Origin of the sequence: Amnibacterium sp. (assembly GCF_036559085.1) — a bacterium.
GTDB lineage: Bacteria > Actinomycetota > Actinomycetes > Actinomycetales > Microbacteriaceae > Amnibacterium.
Genome location: NZ_DATBTU010000005.1, coordinates 1 through 18,693, shown reverse-complemented (window position 1 = coordinate 18,693; position 18,693 = coordinate 1). Strand labels below are relative to the sequence as shown.

The window sequence follows — 18,693 nt, the reverse complement described above, 5'->3', positions numbered from 1 at the left end:
ATGAGCGTTGCCGAGCCGCCAGAATGTCGTGCATGCCCTACGAGTTCGATCGCAAGCAGCGGATCGCCGTGGTGGGCGGCGGCCCCGGCGGCTACGAGGCCGCGCTCGCCGGCGCCCAGCTCGGCGCCGACGTGACGCTCGTCGAGCGGGTCGGGGTCGGCGGCGCCGCGGTGCTCACCGATGTGGTGCCGTCGAAGACGCTCATCGCGACCGCCGAGGCGACCGACGCGATCGCGTCCGCCGGCGACCTCGGGGTGCAGTTCTCCGTCCCGAACGCGGCCGGCCGCGCGAGCCGCCCCGACATCGCGATCAACCTCGGCGTGATCAACCGGCGGGTGCGGGCGCTCGCCCGCCAGCAGTCCGAGGACATGCGCACGAACCTGGAGCAGGCGGGCGTGCGGATCGTCGCGGGCGAGGGGCGCCTCGACGCACCCGGCCGCGTGATCGTCTCGACGGGGAAGGGCAGGACCGCGCACGACTTCGACGAGATCGAGGCGGACACCGTCGTCATCGCCACCGGCTCGAGCCCCCGCAAGCTGCCGTCCGCGATGCCGGACGGGGAGCGCATCCTCACCTGGACGCAGCTCTACGAGCTCGACGAGGTGCCCGAGCACCTCATCGTGGTCGGCTCCGGCGTCACCGGCGCCGAGTTCGCCTCCGCGTACATGCAGCTCGGCAGCGAGGTCACGCTCGTCTCGAGCCGCGACCGGGTGCTGCCCGGCGAGGACGCGGATGCGGCCGCCGTGCTCGAGGACGTCTTCACGCGCGGCGGGATGCACCTGCTCTCGCGCAGCCGCGCCACCTCGGTGCGCCGGGACGGCGACGGCGTCGTCGCGCTGCTGTCGGACGGCCGCGAGATCCGCGGCAGCCACTGCCTCATGGCCGTCGGCTCGGTGCCGAACACCGCGGGCATCGGGCTCGAGGAGGCCGGCGTGCAGCTGGCACCCTCCGGGCACATCCGGGTGAACCGGGTCGCCAGCACCTCGCAGCCCGCCGTCTACGCGGCGGGGGACTGCACGACCGCGCTGCCGCTCGCATCCGTCGCGTCCATGCAGGGGCGCACGGCCGTCTTCCACGCCCTCGGCGACGCCGTCACGCCGCTCGAGCTGCGCAACGTGGCCTCGAACGTCTTCACCCAGCCCGAGATCGCGACGGTCGGCTGGACCCAGCGGCAGATCGAGGACGGCATCGCGCAGGGCGAGATCTACAAGCTCCCGCTGAGCCAGAACCCGCGCGCCAAGATGCAGGGGCTCACCGACGGGTTCGTGAAGCTCTTCGCGCGGACCGGATCGGGCACCGTCATCGGCGGCGTGATCGCGGCGCCGAGGGCGAGCGAGCTGATCCTGCCGATCGCCCTCGCGGTGGAGCACCGGCTGACCGTCGACCAGCTGGCCCGAGCGTTCAGCGTCTACCCCTCGCTGTCCGGCGCCATCACGGACGCCGCGCGGGCCATGCACATCGTCGCCTGACGCCGCGTCGCGCCCACCCCAATCGCGCCGTTCCGGAGAAATCGGACGACACGCCGCCCGTCGGCGCCACGGCGCGGCGTGTCGCTCAAGAACTCCGGAACGACGCGATGAAGGGCCGGCTCAGACCGGGGCGGGCACCGAGGCGTCGTCGAGGATCTCGAGCAGCACCGTGCCGGACGCGACCGTGGTGCCGGCCTTCGCCGTGAGGCCGGAGACCACGCCGTCGCGGTGGGCCGTGATCGGCTGCTCCATCTTCATGGCCTCGAGCACGGCGACGAGCTCGCCGGTGACGACCCGCTGACCCGCCTTCACGGCGACCTTCACGATGGTGGCCTGCATCGGCGCCTTCACCGCGTTGCCGGATGCGCCGGTGGCCCGGCCGCCGCCGCTGCTGCGCCGGCGGGGCGGGGGAGCGGGCGGGGTGACCCCGCTGTCGCCCTTCGCGAGGGCGGCGGGCAGCGAGACCTCGATCCGCTTGCCGTTGACCTCGACCGTGACGCGGTGCCGGTCGTCGGGGGCGGTGCCGCGCGGGTCCTGGTCGCCGAGGGATCCGCTCCACGGCTCGAGCGTGTTGACGAACTGCGTCTCGATCCAGTTCGTGAAGACGCCGAAGACGCCGTCGTCGGCGATGAAGGCGGGGTCGCGGACGACGGCGCGGTGGAACGGGATGACCGTGGGCAGGCCGGCGACCTCGAACTCGGCCAGCGCGCGGCGGGACCGCTCGAGCGCGTCCCGGCGGTCGGATCCGGTCACGATGAGCTTGGCGAGCATCGAGTCGAAGGCGCCGGAGACGACGTCGCCGGTGGTGACGCCGGAGTCGATGCGCACGCCCGGGCCGCCGGGCACGCGGAACGCCTGCACCGGGCCGGGCGACGGCAGGAAGTTGCGGCCCGGGTCCTCGCCGTTGATCCGGAACTCGAACGAGTGGCCGCGCGGGACGGGGTCGCCGTAGCCGAGCTCCTGGCCCTCGGCGATGCGGAACTGCTCGCGCACGAGGTCGAGGCCGGTGACCTCCTCGGAGACGGGATGCTCCACCTGGAGGCGGGTGTTCACCTCGAGGAACGACACCGTGCCGTCGGCCCCGACGAGGAACTCGCAGGTACCGGCGCCGACGTAGCCGACCTCCTTGAGGATCGCCTTCGACGCCGAGTAGAGCAGCGCGGTCTGCTCCTCGCTGAGGAACGGCGCGGGCGCCTCCTCGACGAGCTTCTGGTGCCGGCGCTGCAGCGAGCAGTCGCGGGTGGAGACGACGACCACGTTGCCGTGCTCGTCGGCGAGGCACTGGGTCTCGACGTGGCGGGGCTTGTCGAGGTACTTCTCGACGAAGCACTCGCCGCGGCCGAACGCCGCGACGGCTTCGCGGGTGGCCGACTCGAAGAGCTCCGGGATCTCGTCGCGGGTGCGGGCGACCTTCAGGCCGCGGCCGCCGCCGCCGAACGCCGCCTTGATGGCGATCGGCAGGCCGACCTCGTCGGCGAAGGCGACGACCTCGCCCGCGGTCTCGACCGGGTTCAGGGTGCCGGGCGCGAGCGGGGCGCCCACGCGCTCCGCGACGTGCCGCGCGGTGACCTTGTCGCCGAGCTGCTCGATGGCCGACGGCGGCGGGCCGATCCAGATGAGGCCCGCGTCGAGAACGGCCTGCGCGAAGTCGGCGCGCTCGGAGAGGAAGCCGTAGCCGGGATGCACCGCGTCCGCGCCGCTGCGGCGGGCGATCGACAGCAGCTTCTCGATGACGAGGTAGGTGTCGGCGCTCGTCGTGCCGTTCAGCGCGTAGGCCTCGTCGGCGAGCCGCACGTGCCGGGCGTCGCGGTCCTGGTCGGCGTAGACGGCGACGGAGGTGATGCCGGCGTCGCGGGCCGCGCGGATGATCCGCACGGCGATCTCGCTGCGGTTCGCGATCAGCACCTTGGTGATCGGGCGCTGGTTCCGTCGCGACATGATTCCTCACCCTATTGGCCGGATCCGCCGCTCCCTTGGAAGCGTGCTACAAACCTCCCGACGAACCGCCGTCCGGTTCCTACAGGGCCCGGGCGTCGCCGGTGTGCAGGCCCTGACGCCAGAGCGCGGTCCACTCGGTCCCGGTCGCCCGTACGAGGCGGCGGAGCGCGGGCAGGGAGAGCCCGACGACGGTCGACGGATCGCCCTCGATCCGGTCGATGAACGGGCCGCCGAGGCTGTCGATCGTGAACGCGCCGGCCACCGCGAGGGGCTCGCCGGAGGCGACGTACGCGCCCAGCTCGGCGTCGGTGAGGTCGGCGGCGAACCGCACGAGCGCTCGGGTGACGGTCCCGTCGCCGCGGCCGGTGCGCCCGTCGATCAGCCACTGCCCGGAGTGCAGGACGCCCTCGCGGCCGCGCTGCGCCTTCCAGCGCTCGAGCGCCCGGTCGGGGGTGTGCGGCTTGCCGTGGATGCTGCCGTCGAACGCGAACGCGGAGTCGCCGCCGAGCACGAGGGCATCCTCCGCGCCGTGCAGCGCGGCGACGGCCTCCGCCTTGGCGCGGGCGAGCAGCAGCACCGTCTCGTCCGGGTCGAGGGGCCGCCCGAGGCGGTCCTCCTCCGCCGCGACGGCCGCGGGCTCGTCGACGGACGAGGGCACGATCTCCGGCTCGACGCCGGCGGCCCGCAGCAGCGCGAGGCGGGCGGGGGAGGTGGAGGCGAGCACGAGGCGCATGCCGCCACGGTAATCCGCACCCCTGCGCCGCTTCCCGACGATGTCTGCTGTCCGCACGGACAACTGCTGCCGGTACAACGCCGACAGTTGTCCGTGCGGACAGCAGACGCGGGTTCCATGGCCGGGCGGCCGGGCGGCCGGGCGGCCGGGCGGGCGGGGGTGGTGCGGCGGCACCGCCCGCGTCGGGCACCCTTAGGGGGTGACGGATCCGGAGACCCCAGGCGACCTCGTCGAGCTCGACGTGCTGCGCATCGCGCACGGCGGCGTGGCGGTGGCCGAGCACGAGGGCCGCGTGGTGTTCGTCGGGGACACGCTGCCGGGGGAGCGGGTGCTCGCCCGCCTCAGCGACACGACCCACGGCCGCTTCTTCCGCGCCGAGACGGTGTCCGTGCTCGAGGCGTCACCCGACCGGCGGCCGCACATCTGGTCGGCCGCGTCCGTCGACCGGGACCCGGCGGACCGCGCCGGCGGCGCCGAGTTCGGGCACATCGCCCCCGAGCGGCAGCGGGCGCTGAAGACGACGGTGCTGCGCGACGCCCTCGAGCGCACCGGGCGGATGGACGAGGCGCAGCTCGACGCGCTCGACCCGCAGGTGCGGGCGGTGCCGGGGCTGCCGGACGGCACCCGTTCGCGAACCCGCATCCGCCTCCACGTCGACGACGACGGTCGGGCGGGGCCGTACGCGGCACGGACCCGGCACGTCGTGGCCGTCGACGACCTCCCGCTCGGCGTCAGCGAGCTCGAGGACCTGCTGCCGTCCGTGCCGCGGAGGCCGGGCCCCGTCGACCTCGTCGCGCCGTCGGCGGGGACGGCTTTCGCGCTGCCGAACGGCACCACCCACTCGCCCGTCCGCGAGCGGATCGGCGACCGCACGTTCGTGCTCGAGGCCACCGGGTTCTGGCAGGTCCACCCGGCCGCGCCCGCGGTGCTCACGGCAGCGGTCGGCGCCGCCATCGATCCCGGCCTGTTCGATCCGCGCGCCGGCAACCTCGACCTCTACGGGGGCGTCGGCCTGCTCGCCGCGGCGCTCGGCGATCTCGGCGGCCCGACCACGGTCGTCACGACCGTCGAGGCGGACCGCCGTGCGAGCCGGCACGCGCGCGAGAACCTCGCCGACTGGCGGGGCGCGAGGACGGTCGGCGCGCGCGTCGACGTGTTCCTCGGCCGGGAGAAGGGCCAGAGGCCCGGAGCGACCGTCGTGCTCGACCCGCCGCGCTCCGGCGTCGGCCGCGCCGTGGTGGAGGGCGTCGTGGCGCTCGCGCCGGCGCAGGTCGTCTACGTCGCCTGCGACCCCGTGGCGCTCGCCCGCGACCTCGCGACGTTCGCCGAGCACGGATGGCGGCCCCGCCGCCTGGACGCCTTCGACCTGTTCCCGAACACGCACCACTTCGAGGTGGTCGCGGCCCTCGCCCAGGGCTGATGCTGGATGGGGACGGGGGACACCACCCCGAACTGGGGGACGGACCCTCCCCGATCGGGGTGCACCCGTCGGTCCGTTCTGTCCCCCGAAATCCGTAGACTCCTGCCGTTCATACCGAGGAGACCCTTCTGATGACCATCACGAACGCCCAGGCGGAGACCATGACCGAACTCGTCCGCGTCGCCGTCGTCGACGACCACGAATCCGTCCGTCTCGGCCTCAGCGCTGCCTGCATGCGCGAGGGCTTCCAGTTCGTCGACGAGGGCGCGACCGTCAAGGAGCTCATCGACCGCCTGAACGGGCGCGAGATCGACGTGGTCGTGCTCGACCTCTCCCTCGGTGACGGCTCGACCATCACCGAGAACGTGAAGAACATCCAGGCCACCGGCGCGGGCGTGCTCATCCACTCCATCGCCGACCGCGCCGCAGGCGTCCGCGAGGCGCTCGCCGCCGGTGCCGCCGGCGTCATCCCGAAGTCCGCCGCCACCGCGACCGTGATGGCCGCGATCCGCACCGTCGCCCGCGGCGAGGTGCTCAACAACCTCGAGTGGGCGAGCGCGATCGACGCGGACGTCGAGTTCGCGAAGGCCCAGCTCGGCCGGCGCGAGCGCGACGTACTCAACCTCTACGCCTCGGGCCTCCCGCTGCGGATGGTCGCCGAGCAGCTCGGCATCGCGCCGTCGACCGTGCGCGAGTACCTCGACCGCATCCGCGTGAAGTACGTCGAGGTCGGGCGGCCCGCCCCCACCAAGGTGGACCTGCTCCGCCGCGCGGTGGAGGACGGCATCCTGCCGAACCTCGACACCGACTCCGACGACGATGAGGCCTGAGGAGCCGGCGCTCCCTGATCACCCGGCGGCCGGAGCCCGCGGCTTCGTCTCACCGATCGGCACGCGCCGAGTCGAGGTCACCCTCGCCGTCGCGATGAGCCTGTTCGGCGTGCTCTTCAGCGTGCAGAGCCTGCCGGCGCTCATCTCCCAGTGGGGCGTGCTCGACACCGCCATCGGGCACGCGGTCGTGGTCCTCGTCTACGGCTCCATCCTCGTCGCGGGGCTGGCGGCCGTGCTGCGCCAGTGGACGCGGCAGATCTTCCTCACCGCCGCTGCCGCCTACCTCGTGGCGCTGCTGCTCTGGGTCCCCTCCTTCGCGCCCGGGCAGAGCCTCACCGGCGGGGAGACGCCGTGGCTGACGGAGCTCGCCGCCGTGCCGAGCGGGTTCGTGATCATCGCCCGCCGCGAGTGGATCACCCCGGCGCTCTACACGGGGCTCATCGGCGTGGCCGTCGGCGTGATCCGCCATTCGCCGTACGGCGGGAGCCTCTCCGTCACGGATGCCGTGCTCGACGCGGTCTATGCAGTCGCCCTGAACCTCGCCCTGCTCATCCTCACGGTCGCCGTCCGGCTTGCCGCCGCGCAGGTGGACACCGCCCAGACGAATGCGCTGCAGCGGTATGCCGCCGCGCAGATCGACCAGGCGATGGAGGCTGAACGGGTGCGGACCGACGCGCTCGTGCACGACTCGGTGCTCACGACCTTCCTCTCGGCCGCCGCCGCGCAGACCGCGGACGCCAAGTCGCTGGCGGCGCGCATGGCCCGGAACGCGATGGGGCACCTCTCCCGCGCGACGGTCGCGGCGGAGACCGGGCCGCGCGTGCTGCTCGTCGAGCTCGTGCCCCGGATCGAGGAGGACGCGCTGGCGGTCGTCGACCGGTTCTCGATCAGCACCGAGAACCTCGACGGCCGGCTGCTGCCCACGGGTGCGGCGGAGGCGCTCGTGTCCGCGACGGTGCAGGCGATGACGAACAGCGTCAAGCACGCCGGCGGCCCCGAGATCACGCGGTCCGTCGTGCTGCGCGGCACATCCGCGGGCGGCGTGCAGTCCGTCATCTCCGACGACGGCGCGGGCTTCGACCCGGCGCTGATCGCGAGCGAGCGGCTCGGCGTGCGCGTGTCGATCCTCGAGCGCCTCCGCCTCGTCGGCGGCGACGCGGAGATCCGCACCGCTCCGGGCCTCGGCACCACGATCACGCTCTCCTGGCCCGCCGCCTCCCGTGAGGCGGTCGAGCCGGTCGACCTGAACGAGCTGGCGCTCGGATGATCACCCTCCCGCGCCCGCTGCTCGTCGCGCTCGGCATCGGCTTCTCGCTGTACCACGTGGTGCTCGGGCTCTCGGCGCTCCTCACCACGCCGCAGTACTACGAGACCCCGGGCCACGACCACATCGAGCGGGTCGTGATCGCGCTCGTGCTCTACGTCCTCGCGACGGGGCTGTCGGTGACCGTCGGCCGCCGGGTCGAGATGCCGGTCTGGCTGGCCGGGCTGAACGTGGGCGTGGCCCTCTCGATCACGCTGCTCGTGGCGAGCTCCTTGGACGTCACCGCGCCCGACCTCGGCCACGCCACCTGGTACGTCGCCGCCGTCGGCACGCTGCTCACGATCACGGCCGTGCGCCGGCACACCACGTACGCCTGGTTCGGCACCGGCCTGGTCGTGACGCAGACCGTGGCCTGGGCCGGCCCGCTCGGACTGACGCGCTTCGGCGTGCTGGGCGACGTGCTCTGGGTCAGCATCGCCCACGTCTTCACTCGGGCGCTCGCCCGCGCCACGGTCGACGTCCGCCAGTTCGCCCGCGCGGAGCGGGAGGCCGTGGAGTGGCAGGCCGCGCAGGACGCGCACCACTTCGAGCGGCAGGTGCGGCTCACGCAGACGAGTCGCATGGCGCTGCCGATGCTGCGCCGCATCGCCGAGGTCGGCGGCGACCTCGACGAGGCGGACCGCCAGGAGTGCCGCGTGCTCGAGCAGTCGATCCGCGACGAGATCCGCGGACGCCGGCTGCTGAACGACGCGCTGCGCGAGCAGGTCATCGCGGCGCGACGTCGCGGCGCGTTCGTGCAGGTGCTCGACGACGGCGGCGTGGACGACATCGACGCGGACCTGATGAACCCCGTGCTCGACCGGGTCGCCGAGGCGATCAGCCGGGTGCGGTCGGACCGCATCATCATCCGCACGGCCCCGAAGGGCTCGACCAAGGCCGTCACGGTCGTCGGCCTCTCGAGCGGCACGTCGTCGGCGAGCGCGCTCGGCCTCGAGGACGACGACGAGGACGTGGACCTCTGGCTGGAGCTGGACCGCCCCGTCGGCGCGCCCGTCCCGGTCGCCTCCTGACCGCTCGGACCACCACCCAAGGAGTTGCCACTCGTGGCGACTTCCGGCCTCGAGAAGTCGCCACGAGTGGCAACTCGTCTTCAGGACGGATCTGCGGAGCGCACCATCAGCGACGTCTTCGATCCGCTTGCGGATCGAAGACCATGGGCACAGCGAAAGGGGCCGGCCTCCCCAGACCGGCCCCTGTACACCCCCGAAACGGTGAGACAACCCGAATATCTCGTCGCTTCGCCCCCGACGGACGCCTGCTTACCCTGATCGGCGTCTCGCCCGGTCGCGTCGCCGTGGGTCGGTCGACGCTGTACCCCTATTCTGCACGGCCCTCCCGAACGGCCGCAGTAGGCCGAATCGGGGACATTCGGGGTACAAATCGGGCGGACCGGTCGGTACGGGACCCCCTGTTCGGGTCAGCGGATGTCGGTCCAGCTGCCGTCGGTGGTGCCGGGCCGCCGGAGCGGCCGCAGCGTGCGCATCCAGAGCGACGGCGCCTTGACGGGCAGCGCCTGCACGGCGGCGGCGCGCTCGAGCTGCAGCTGGGCGAAGACGGCCGCGATCGCCGCGATCTCGTCGTCCGTGGCCGACCCGCCGAGGATCCGCGGGCTCTCGGGGGCGTCGGTCACAGGGGGATGTTCCCGTGCTTCTTCGGCGGCATGCTGGCCCGCTTGGTGCGCAGGGCGCGGAACGCCTTGATCACGGTGATGCGGGTGGAGGCGGGCTCGATCACTCCGTCGAGCTCGCCGCGTTCGGCCGCCAGGAAGGGGCTCGCGACGTTGTACGTGTACTCGTTCGCGAGGCGGGTGCGCACGGCGTCGACGTCCTCGCCGGCCTGCTCGGCCCGCTTGATCTCGCCCCGGTACAGGATGTTCACCGCGCCCTGGCCGCCCATGACGGCGATCTCGGCGGTCGGCCACGCGTAGTTCAGGTCGGCGCCGAGCTGCTTCGAGCCCATCACGATGTACGCCCCGCCGTAGGCCTTCCTTGTGATCACGGTGACGAGCGGCACGGTCGCCTCGGCGTAGGCGTAGAGCAGCTTCGCGCCGCGCCGGATGACGCCGGTCCACTCCTGGTCGGTGCCCGGCAGGTAGCCGGGCACGTCGACGAGGGTGAGGATCGGGATCGAGAACGAGTCGCAGAACCGCACGAAGCGGGCGGCCTTCTCGCCCGCATCGATGTTCAGCGTGCCGGCCATCGAGCTCGGCTGGTTCGCCACGATGCCGATCGTGCGGCCTTCGATCCGGCCGAAGCCGACGACGATGTTCGGGGAGTACAGCGGCTGCGTCTCGAGGAACTCGCCGTCGTCGACCAGCGTCTCGATGACCTCGTGCACGTCGTACGGCTGGTTCGGGCTGTCGGGGATGAGGGTGTTCAGGCGCCGGTCGGCGTCCGTCACCTCCACCTCCGCGGTCGAGGCGTAGAGGGGCGCGTCCGTCATGTTGTTGTCGGGCAGGTAGCCGATCAGGGTGCGCGCGTAGTCGAGCGCGTCGTCCTCGTCGGCGGCGAGGTAGTGCGCGACGCCCGAGCGGGTGTTGTGCGTGAACGCGCCGCCGAGCTCCTCCATGCCGACGTCCTCGCCGGTGACGGTCTTGATCACGTCGGGGCCGGTGACGAACATCTGGCTGGTCTTGTCGACCATGATCACGAAGTCGGTGAGCGCGGGGGAGTAGACGGCCCCGCCGGCGGCCGGCCCCATCACGATGGAGATCTGCGGGATGACCCCGGATGCGGCGGTGTTGCGCCGGAAGATCTCGCCGTACTTGCCGAGCGCGACGACGCCCTCCTGGATCCGGGCGCCGCCGGAGTCGAGGATGCCGATGATCGGCACGCCGGTCTTCAGGGCGTGCTCCATCACCTTGATGATCTTCTCGCCGGCGACCTCGCCGAGGGAGCCGCCGAAGATCGTGAAGTCCTGGCTGTAGACCGCCACCTGGCGGCCGTGGATCTCGCCCATGCCCGTGACGACCGCGTCGCCGTACGGACGCTTCGACTCCATCCCGAACGCGTGGGTGCGGTGGCGGACGAACTCGTCGAGCTCGACGAACGTGCCGTGGTCGAGCAGCTGCTCGATCCGCTCGCGAGCGGTCTTCTTGCCCTTGGCGTGCTGCTTGGCGATCGCGGCCTCGCCGCTCGCGGTCACGGCCTCGTGGTAGCGGTCGCGGAGGTCGGCCAGCCGGGCTGCCGTGGTGGCGGGCGCGCCGGCCGCTGCCTGGTCGGTGTCGGTCACCAGCCGAGCCTAGCCCCGGGTCCTGCTGCGGATCCGGGGCCCCGCCCGGCATCCGCGGCGGTGCCTAGGCTCGGCGCGTGGACCTGCCTCGCACCGCCGCGCTCGCCTCCCGACTCGAGTGGCGGGACACCGCCGGATCGACGAACGCGGAGCTCGGACGGCTCGCCGCCGCCGACCCCGCGGCGTGGCCGGCGTGGTCCGTGCTGGTGACGGACACCCAGACCGCCGGCCGCGGCCGCCTCGGCCGTGCCTGGACGGCGCCCCCCGGCACCTCGCTCGCGATCTCCGTGCTGCTCACCCCGCGCATCCCGGCGGAGCGCTACGGATGGCTGTCGCTGCTCGCCGGCACGGCGATGGCCCGGTCCTTGCGGGCGATGGATGTCGCCGCGGCCGTGAAGTGGCCGAACGACGTGCTGATCGGCGGCCGGAAGGTGTGCGGCCTGCTCGCGGAGGCGCTGCCGGGCGGCGCGGTGCTCGGCGCGGGGCTGAACCACCGGCTCGGCGCCGACGAGCTCCCCGTGCCCACCGCGACCTCCCTCGCCATCGAAGGCGGCCCGACCGACCCGGACGCCCTGATCGCGGGCTGGCTCGAGCAGCTGCGGCGGCTCGTCGGCGACCTCGAGGCGGCGGGCGGCGACCCGGTCGCATCCGGGCTGCACGACGCGGTCAGCGGCACCTGCGAGACCATCGGCCGCCGCGTCCGCGTCACCCTCCCGGACGGCGGCGCGGTCGTCGGCACGGCCACCGGCATCGGGGCCGATGGCCGGATCGAGGTGACCGACCTGGGGATCCGCGCAACGACGGCGATCGCCACGGGCGACGTCGAGCACCTGCGGTATGAATAGGGCATGGCGATCGGGGGCGGGACCCGGGCGATGCCCGGTCGCGCCGAGCGTCGCGCCCCGGCGCCGCCCGCGGTGCGCGAGCAGCCCGAGCACGTCGTCGTGCGGATGCGCCGATCCGGCCGCCACCTCGTGCTCCCGGCGGTCTGCTTCGTGCTCCTCTGCTTCGGCACCGGCTACTGGTGGGGGCGCCTCTCGCCCGCGTGGCTGAACCTCGCGCTGCCGATCGTCGCCGGCGTGCTCGCGGTGCTGACCTCGCTCGTGCCGCTGGTGCTCTGGCTCAACCGGATCACGATCATCACGACCCGACGACTCATCGTGAAGCACGGGTTCTTCGTGCGCGAGCGCACGGAGTTCCTGCTCGGCCGCGGCTCCGAGGCCACGCTGCGGCGAGGGCCGATGCAGCTGCTCACCGGCAGCGGGGACGTCATCGTGCACGCGGGCGCGGAGGGCACGATGATCCTCCGGGACGTGCCGCGGGCGCGGCTCGTGCAGCGGGCCGTGGCGGACCTCATCGAGCGAGCCGGCCCCGTCCAGAACGCCCGCCGCGCCGGCTGATCCCGGTGTGCGCCCGGCGAGGAGCGCCGGCACCTACTCGGTGATGCCCGCCGACTTGAGCTTCGCGGCGCGATCCGCGATCCGGTTCGCCCGGCCCGGGGCGTAGACCCAGTGCCGGTACAGGGAGAACCGCACGATCGAGCCGAGCATGAGGCCGACGACGTTCGCCGAGACGTTGTCGGCGAGCGGGCTCGTGAGCCCGAGCAGGTAGTGCGAGAACCAGAGGCATCCGAGGCCCACCAGCATCCCGAGGATCGAGACCGCGAGGAACTCGAGCGCCTCCATGCCGCCGCGTGTGCTGCGGTGCGGGCCGAACGTCCAGTACCGGTTGCCGATCCAGTTCACCGCGATGGCGACGATCGTCGACACCGTCTTGGCGAGCAGCGGCCCCTCGTGGATGCGCGACGGGTCGAACACGGTGAGCCGCAGCGCGTTGAACACGGCGAGGTCGACGACGAAGCCGACGCCGCCGACGAGGGCGAACTGCGTCAGCTGACGGCCGAGTGCACCGATGTTCGGACGACGCATACGCTCTCTTCGTTCAGGATTTCGGGCCCATGCGGGGCTCGGGCGGGCGCGGCGCCCGTGAGACTGTTCCCGCGCAGCATAGGTCGTGCCGCGCAAAGGAACGGCCGGAGGAGCAGGGAGGACCATGCGCGTCGGGGTGATCGGTGGCGGGCAGCTCGCCCGGATGATGGTGCCCGCGGCCGTCGAGCTCGGTATCGACATCGCGGTGCTGGGGGAGGGGCCGGACGCCTCCGCCCGGCTCGCCGTGACCGCGATCGGTGCGGCCGGGGACGCGGACGCGGTCCTGGCCTTCGCCCGCGACGTCGACGTGGTCACCTTCGACCACGAGCACGTGCCGCAGCCGGTGCTCGCCGCGCTCGTCGAGGCGGGCGTGGCAGTGCGGCCGGGGCCCGGCGCCCTCGCGCACGCCCAGGACAAGCTCGTGCTGCGTCGGCGGATGGACGAGCTCGGCGTCCCGCAGCCCGTCTGGGCCGAGGTCGCCGATGAGGCGCAGCTCACCGCGTTCCTCGACGCCAACGGCGGCCGGGCGATCGTGAAGACCCCGCGCGGCGGCTACGACGGCAAAGGCGTGCGGGTCGTGACGACGGGCGCCGAGGCGGCGGACTGGCTGGCCGACGGGCCGCTGCTCGCCGAGGAGGTCGTGGACTTCCGGCGCGAGCTCGCGCAGCAGGTGGCACGCCGGCCCTCCGGCGAGCTCGTCGCGTGGCCGCTCGTCGAGACCGTGCAGGGCGGCGGCGTCTGCCGCGAGGTGATCGCCCCGGCCCCGCACAGCGCGGGCCGCATCGCAGACCTCGCCTGCGACATCGCGATGACCGTCGCCGAGGCCCTCGACGTGACCGGCGTGCTCGCCGTCGAGCTGTTCGAGACGGTCGACGCGCGCATCCTCGTCAACGAGCTCGCGATGCGCCCGCACAACTCGGGCCACTGGACGATCGAGGGCGCCACCACGAGCCAGTTCGAGCAGCACCTCCGCGCGGTGCTCGACCTGCCGCTCGGCGCGACCGGCTGCCGCGATCCGTGGAGCGTGATGGTGAACGTGCTCGGCGGACCCGAGGACGGCGACCTCGACTCGCGGGTGCCAGGACTGCTCGCCGAGCATCCGACGGCGAAGCTCCATCTGTACGGCAAGGCCCCGCGTCCCGGCCGGAAGATCGGGCACGTCACCGTCACCGGCGAGGACCTCGACGACCTGGTCTTCCAGGCCAGGGCGGCGTCCGCGCGGCTGTCCGGCACCGCCTAGCATGTGGCGGGTGGGGGACGCCGGGAGCACTGCGGTCGTCGGGATCGCGATGGGGAGCGACTCCGACTGGCCCGTCATGCAGCGCGCCGCCGCCGTCCTCGCCGACTTCGAGGTGCCGTGGGAGGCGCGGGTGCTCTCCGCGCACCGCACGCCGCGCGCGATGCTCGAGTGGGGTGAGGCCGCCGCGGATCGCGGGCTGAAGGTCGTGATCGCGGGTGCCGGGGGCGCCGCCCACCTGCCCGGCATGCTCGCCGCCGTCACGCCCCTGCCCGTGATCGGGGTGCCTGTGCCGCTGAAGACCCTGGACGGGCTCGACTCGCTGCTCTCCATCGTGCAGATGCCCACCGGGGTGCCCGTCGCCACCGTCGCGATCGGCAACGCCGCGAACGCCGGGCTGCTCGCCGTGCGCATCCTCGCCACCGCCGACGCCGCGCTCACGCAGCGCCTCGCCGCCTACCGCACCGACCTCGAGCGCCAGGTCGCCGAGAAGGACGTGAGGCTCGACCGGGAGCACCTCGGCTGAGCGTCGCCGGCCGCCATCCGCACCGGCCGTGGGCTGAACGGGCCGATCTCAGGCGGATCGGGCGCGACGGAGGGTCACGGCCATCGATGCTCGGGGACCACGGCAAGGTGGCTCCGGCATCATCGCGGAGCGCGTGCCGGGAGGCTGCATGACCCGCACCCCAGCGGCGCCCGCCCGCCGGGCGATCATCCGCGTTCAAGGAGGGACATCATCACGATGACGACGGACACGGTGGCGAGCAGCGGCGTCGCAGGGCGGATGGGGCGACTCCGGGGCCTGGGGCCTCGAGAGTCGGCCTGGATCCTGGTCGTCGCCGTCATCGCCGTCGTGGCGTTCCTGGTCCGGCTCGGCCTGATGCTCCGCGGGGGCGGCCTCCTCGGGGAGGCGGGATACGACGACAGCGTGTACTTCAGCGGGGCGGCCGCCCTCGTCCACGGCCGGTTCCCGTACCGCGACTTCCTGTTCATCCAGCCGCCCTCGATCCTCGTCGCGCTCGCGCCGTTCGCGTGGCTCGGGACGCTGATCAGCGACGCCCGCGCGTTCGAGCTCGCCCGTCTCGCGTTCATGGCCATCGGAGCGGTGAACGCGGTCCTCGCCGCCCTGCTCGCGCGTCGGTTCGGTCGCATCGCCGGTGCGGTGGCGGGGTTCTCCTACGCGATCTTCTTCCCGGCGGCCTACTCGGAGCACAGCACCCTGCTCGAGCCGCTCGCATCGACCCTGATCCTGCTCTCCCTCCTGCTCCTCGGCGCCGCATGGTCCCGGCCGAGGCTCGGGGTGCTGATCGCCGGCGTGGTGGGCGGGTTGTCCCTGGGGTTCAAGGTCTGGTACGTCGTGCCCCTGGCGGTCATCGTCGTGTTCCAGCCCGGCCGCCGACTCCTCTACCTCGCCGGTGTCGTCATCGCCGGCCTGCTCGCCTACCTCCCGTTCTTCGTGCTGGCTCCGTCGACGATGTGGCAGCAGGTGGTGCTGGATCAGTTGGGCCGGCCGGGCCCCCACTCGCTCGTGTCGGCGCTCAAGCAGCGACTGGTCGGGATGTCAGGGGTACCGACCCTGCACGGCGCGCTCGCGCCGTTCACCCCGGTCGTGTTCGGCGCGGTGGTGCTCCTCGCGGTGATCGTGCTCGGCGCCGCGGCGTGCACCGTTCCAGGAGCGCGGGTGTACCCGGCCCTGACTGCGGCCGGCGCGGCCGTGATCCTCGCGAGCCCGTCGTACTTCCTCCACTACGTCGCGCTGGTCGCGCCCCCGGCGGCGGTGACGGTGGGGATCGGCGCGGGACGCCTCGCGCGGTTGCTGCCCAAGCCGTCGTTCCGGATCGCCGCAGCCGTCGTCCTGATCGCCCTCATCGTGGTCGCGAACGTCAAACGGGACACCGGAGGCGTCGGCGCCCGGCTCCCCGTCGCGGCGCTCCGGCCTGCAGCACTCGCCGTGAAGGGGTGCGTCACCACCGACGATCCCACCGGCGTGATCGCGCTCGACACGCTGTCGCGCGACCTGAGCCACGGCTGCGCCTTCCGGCCCGACGTGACGGGGTACACCTACGACCGCGACCGGTTCAGGGTGAACGGCGTGGAGGTGTCGCGTCCGGACAACCCGCGCTGGCAGCGTGACGTCCTGCAGTACCTCCGGTCGGGGGAGGCGACGTTCGTGTTCCGCCCGCTGACCGGGTTGAGTGCCGCTTCGCGCGCGGTCCTCGAACGGGGCCAGGTGCTCGCGGAGCACGGGAAGTACGTCCTGCGGACGACTCCGTGATCCGGATCCGGCGGATCGTCCGGGGCTCCCTTGTCCCTCCGCGGTACCCTCCTGCGATGCCGAGCCCGTCGAGCCGATCCGGACGCGTCCGATGACGCTGTCCGCGGCGCGGCCCCGAGCGCAGGTGCCGCCGCCCGCGAGGGCGTCGGTCTTCCGCGACCCGAACGGCGCCGACCCCGCGCTGATGACGCGCCGCGCCTGGTGGCTCGTCGTGCTCCACGTGCTCGTCCCGGGCAGCGCCCAGGCGCTCGCCGGGAACCGGCGGCTCGGCCGATTCGCGCTCGGGGTCTGGCTGCTCGGGCTGATCGCCGTGCTGCTCGCGGCCGGCCTCTTCTTCGTGCTGCCGCAGGTGCCGCTGTCGATCCCGAGCAACGCCGTCGGGCTCACGGTGGTCCAGGGCGTGGTGCTCGCGTGGGCGGTGCTCTGGATCGTGCTCACGCTGAACACGCTGCGCCTCGTGCGGCTCCCCGCCGTGCGACCCGGGTCCCGGATCGGGGTCGCGGCGGTGCTCGTCGTCGCCCTCGTCGTCGGCACCGGCGGCGCCGTGCAGGCCGCCGTCACAGCTGGTCAGGCCAGGGACGCGCTCGGCTCGCTCTTCAGCGGCACCCGCGTGGCCCTGCCCGCCGGCGGCCGCTACAACATCCTGCTGCTCGGCGGGGACGCGGGCCCCGGCCGATCCGGGCTGCGTCCCGACAGCATCTCCGTCGTCAGCGTGAACGCCGTCACCGGCCACATGGTGATGTTCGGCCTGCCCAGGGACCTGCGGAACATGCCGTTCGCCGCCGGCTCGCCGATGCTGAAGGCGTATCCCCACGGCTACGGCTGGCACGACACCTGCAACGTCGACGTCTGCGAGCTGAACTCCATCTACACCGAGGTGCAGCTGAAGAGCCCGCAGCTCTACCCCAACGCGAAGGCCGACCACACCCTGCCGGGCATCGAGGCCACGAAGGAGGCGGTCGAGGGCTCCCTCGGCATCCCGATCCAGTACTCGGTGCTCGTCGACATGGGCGCGTTCGGGAAGCTGATCGACGCGATGGGCGGCGTGACCATCGACGTGAAGCAGCGGCTGCCCATCGGCGGCGGCGTCGACGCGAACGGCAACCCCACCGGGGTGAAGGTGTGGATCGAGAAGGGCGTGCAGCACATGAACGGCAACCGGGCCATGTGGTACGCCCGCAGCCGGCACGGCATCGGCAACAGCGACTACGCGCGGATGGCGCGCCAGCGCGAGCTCGAGACGGCGATGCTGCACCAGATGAACCCGGTCACCCTGCTCACCCGGCTCGAGGCCATCGGCAAGGCCGGGTCGGCCGCGGTGACCACCGACATCCCGCAGGGGCTGCTCGGCGACCTGGCCGGCGCGGCCGTGAAGTCACGAGGGCAGAAGACGATCACGATCGAGTTCGTCCCTCCTCGCGTGACCCCGTCGTCACCCGATTACGCCTCCATCCGGAAGACCGTCGCGACGACGCTCGCGAAGGCCGGATAGTGCGCGGCTCGCCCGAGGACAAGCCCTCCGGACGAGGCGCCGCACGGTTACCCTCGAGGCCGTGTCTTCCGTGACCCGCCTCCGCGACAGCGTCGTCGCGGCGTCTCCCGCGATCCGGGCCGCCCGTCCCCGCACCCGGACGGACGTGCTCTTCGTCGTCGTGATCTCCGTGCTCGTCGCGGTGCACCTCACGATCTTCTTCGCGGTGCTCGTGCTCGCTCCCGTCACGCCGGCGGAGCACGCGAGCCTCGACCTGCTGCACCTGCCCGTCGAGGTCGCGCGGGCGCTGATCCTGCCGTTCCACGCGGTGCTGCTGATCAGCCTCTTCGTCATCGGCCGCCGTGCCGCGGGGCGCTGGGCGGGCGTCGGCGCCGTCCTCGCCATCCTCGCCCTGAACCTCCGCGCCGACCCGAGCGCCGTCGTCTACGGGCCTTCCGTCGCGACCGGCGGATGGATCGCGGCAGCCCTGCTCGCGGCAGCGATCGCCGTGCTGCCGCAGCGCCGCCGGACCGCCGCCGTGCTGCTCGGCGCCGCTGCGGTCGTGCACGGCCTCACCGTGCTGGCGCTGCCGGCGTTCCTCGTGGCGCTCGCGATCTTCCCGTCACCGTCCGGCCCGAGGGTCCGGGATCGGATGCGGGATCTCGGCCGCTTCGCCGGTGCCTGGGCGATCCCGTTCGTGCTCGGCCAGCTGCTCTGGCTCGCCTCGCTGGGCTTCGACGCGTACCTCGCCCGCCTCGACGTGTTCCTCGCGGAGTTCCGGCCGCACGCCCTCGTGCCGTTCCTCGACCAGCAGGTGATCGTCTTCAGCGGGTGGCA

The 18,693-nt window shown here is 73.1% G+C and carries 17 protein-coding genes; 12 read left to right on the top strand and 5 right to left on the bottom strand.

Translation table 11 applies throughout. The features are described 5' to 3' along the window. Positions 1–32: 32 nt before the first annotated feature. Complete coding sequence (locus VIG76_RS00275; RefSeq protein ID WP_331949821.1) at positions 33–1,469, top strand: NAD(P)H-quinone dehydrogenase; 1,437 nt, start codon at positions 33–35, stop codon at positions 1,467–1,469. A 120-nt stretch (positions 1,470–1,589) separates the two neighbouring features. Here the strand turns inward: VIG76_RS00275 and VIG76_RS00270 are convergent, their stop codons facing one another. After that, positions 1,590–3,407 (bottom strand): acetyl/propionyl/methylcrotonyl-CoA carboxylase subunit alpha, encoded by a 1,818-nt coding sequence (locus tag VIG76_RS00270; RefSeq protein ID WP_331949819.1) that lies wholly within the window; start codon positions 3,405–3,407, stop codon positions 1,590–1,592. 79 nt (positions 3,408–3,486) lie between these two features. After that, on the bottom strand, positions 3,487–4,140 hold the full coding sequence (locus tag VIG76_RS00265) for a Maf family protein (protein ID WP_331949817.1): 654 nt from the start codon (positions 4,138–4,140) through the stop codon (positions 3,487–3,489). Between the two features lie 199 nt (positions 4,141–4,339). Between VIG76_RS00265 and VIG76_RS00260 the strand changes: the two genes are divergently transcribed. From VIG76_RS00260 to VIG76_RS00245, 4 genes are all read left to right on the top strand, one after another. Next, complete coding sequence (locus tag VIG76_RS00260; RefSeq protein ID WP_331949815.1) at positions 4,340–5,560, top strand: class I SAM-dependent RNA methyltransferase; 1,221 nt, start codon at positions 4,340–4,342, stop codon at positions 5,558–5,560. 131 nt (positions 5,561–5,691) lie between these two features. Beyond that, positions 5,692–6,390 (top strand): response regulator transcription factor, encoded by a 699-nt coding sequence (locus tag VIG76_RS00255; RefSeq protein WP_331949813.1) that lies wholly within the window; start codon positions 5,692–5,694, stop codon positions 6,388–6,390. Next, positions 6,380–7,657, top strand: coding sequence for a sensor histidine kinase (locus VIG76_RS00250; protein WP_331949811.1), 1,278 nt, complete (start codon positions 6,380–6,382; stop codon positions 7,655–7,657). The genes VIG76_RS00255 and VIG76_RS00250 overlap by 11 nt, the downstream gene beginning before the upstream one ends. Next, complete coding sequence (locus VIG76_RS00245; RefSeq protein WP_331949809.1) at positions 7,654–8,724, top strand: hypothetical protein; 1,071 nt, start codon at positions 7,654–7,656, stop codon at positions 8,722–8,724. Before VIG76_RS00250 ends, VIG76_RS00245 begins: the two co-directional genes overlap by 4 nt. A gap of 407 nt (positions 8,725–9,131) precedes the next feature. On the opposite strand, the gene VIG76_RS00240 is transcribed toward VIG76_RS00245, so the two are convergent. Together VIG76_RS00240 and VIG76_RS00235 are read right to left on the bottom strand one after the other, a co-directional pair. Continuing rightward, complete coding sequence (locus VIG76_RS00240; RefSeq protein ID WP_331949807.1) at positions 9,132–9,344, bottom strand: acyl-CoA carboxylase subunit epsilon; 213 nt, start codon at positions 9,342–9,344, stop codon at positions 9,132–9,134. After that, positions 9,341–10,945 (bottom strand): acyl-CoA carboxylase subunit beta, encoded by a 1,605-nt coding sequence (locus VIG76_RS00235; protein ID WP_331949805.1) that lies wholly within the window; start codon positions 10,943–10,945, stop codon positions 9,341–9,343. Before VIG76_RS00235 ends, VIG76_RS00240 begins: the two co-directional genes overlap by 4 nt. Before the next feature lie 77 nt (positions 10,946–11,022). Here VIG76_RS00235 and VIG76_RS00230 point away from each other — a divergent pair, with 77 nt between their 5' ends. Beyond that, positions 11,023–11,790, top strand: a complete 768-nt coding sequence (locus tag VIG76_RS00230; RefSeq protein ID WP_331949803.1) for a biotin--[acetyl-CoA-carboxylase] ligase — start codon at positions 11,023–11,025, stop codon at positions 11,788–11,790. Positions 11,791–11,793: 3 nt separating this feature from the next. Continuing rightward, complete coding sequence (locus VIG76_RS00225) at positions 11,794–12,345, top strand: PH domain-containing protein (RefSeq protein ID WP_331949801.1); 552 nt, start codon at positions 11,794–11,796, stop codon at positions 12,343–12,345. Between the two features lie 33 nt (positions 12,346–12,378). Here the strand turns inward: VIG76_RS00225 and VIG76_RS00220 are convergent, their stop codons facing one another. Then, positions 12,379–12,873, bottom strand: coding sequence for a GtrA family protein (locus tag VIG76_RS00220; protein WP_331949799.1), 495 nt, complete (start codon positions 12,871–12,873; stop codon positions 12,379–12,381). Between the two features lie 124 nt (positions 12,874–12,997). Here VIG76_RS00220 and VIG76_RS00215 point away from each other — a divergent pair, with 124 nt between their 5' ends. From VIG76_RS00215 to VIG76_RS00195, 5 genes are all read left to right on the top strand, one after another. Beyond that, positions 12,998–14,113, top strand: a complete 1,116-nt coding sequence (locus tag VIG76_RS00215; RefSeq protein ID WP_331949797.1) for a 5-(carboxyamino)imidazole ribonucleotide synthase — start codon at positions 12,998–13,000, stop codon at positions 14,111–14,113. 1 nt (position 14,114) lies between these two features. Continuing rightward, positions 14,115–14,636 (top strand): 5-(carboxyamino)imidazole ribonucleotide mutase, encoded by a 522-nt coding sequence (purE, locus tag VIG76_RS00210; protein WP_331949795.1) that lies wholly within the window; start codon positions 14,115–14,117, stop codon positions 14,634–14,636. A gap of 216 nt (positions 14,637–14,852) precedes the next feature. Then, positions 14,853–16,385, top strand: a complete 1,533-nt coding sequence (locus VIG76_RS00205) for a glycosyltransferase family protein (protein WP_331949793.1) — start codon at positions 14,853–14,855, stop codon at positions 16,383–16,385. A 91-nt stretch (positions 16,386–16,476) separates the two neighbouring features. Beyond that, positions 16,477–17,877 carry an LCP family protein gene (locus VIG76_RS00200; protein ID WP_331949791.1) on the top strand — a complete coding sequence of 467 codons (1,401 nt, stop codon included), beginning with the start codon at positions 16,477–16,479 and terminating at the stop codon, positions 17,875–17,877. Between the two features lie 61 nt (positions 17,878–17,938). Further along, a partial coding sequence (locus tag VIG76_RS00195) for a hypothetical protein (RefSeq protein ID WP_331949789.1) occupies positions 17,939–18,693 on the top strand: 755 nt, incomplete at its 3' end.

Coding starts and splice junctions, on each gene's coding strand:
- VIG76_RS00275 (WP_331949821.1), top strand. CDS start 33: ATGCCCTACGAGTTCGATCGCAAGCAGCGGATCGCCGTGGTGGGCGGC.
- VIG76_RS00270 (WP_331949819.1), bottom strand. CDS start 3,407: ATGTCGCGACGGAACCAGCGCCCGATCACCAAGGTGCTGATCGCGAAC.
- VIG76_RS00265 (WP_331949817.1), bottom strand. CDS start 4,140: ATGCGCCTCGTGCTCGCCTCCACCTCCCCCGCCCGCCTCGCGCTGCTG.
- VIG76_RS00255 (WP_331949813.1), top strand. CDS start 5,692: ATGACCATCACGAACGCCCAGGCGGAGACCATGACCGAACTCGTCCGC.
- VIG76_RS00250 (WP_331949811.1), top strand. CDS start 6,380: ATGAGGCCTGAGGAGCCGGCGCTCCCTGATCACCCGGCGGCCGGAGCC.
- VIG76_RS00245 (WP_331949809.1), top strand. CDS start 7,654: ATGATCACCCTCCCGCGCCCGCTGCTCGTCGCGCTCGGCATCGGCTTC.
- VIG76_RS00225 (WP_331949801.1), top strand. CDS start 11,794: ATGGCGATCGGGGGCGGGACCCGGGCGATGCCCGGTCGCGCCGAGCGT.
- VIG76_RS00220 (WP_331949799.1), bottom strand. CDS start 12,873: ATGCGTCGTCCGAACATCGGTGCACTCGGCCGTCAGCTGACGCAGTTC.
- VIG76_RS00215 (WP_331949797.1), top strand. CDS start 12,998: ATGCGCGTCGGGGTGATCGGTGGCGGGCAGCTCGCCCGGATGATGGTG.
- purE (WP_331949795.1), top strand. CDS start 14,115: ATGTGGCGGGTGGGGGACGCCGGGAGCACTGCGGTCGTCGGGATCGCG.
- VIG76_RS00205 (WP_331949793.1), top strand. CDS start 14,853: ATGACGACGGACACGGTGGCGAGCAGCGGCGTCGCAGGGCGGATGGGG.
- VIG76_RS00200 (WP_331949791.1), top strand. CDS start 16,477: ATGACGCTGTCCGCGGCGCGGCCCCGAGCGCAGGTGCCGCCGCCCGCG.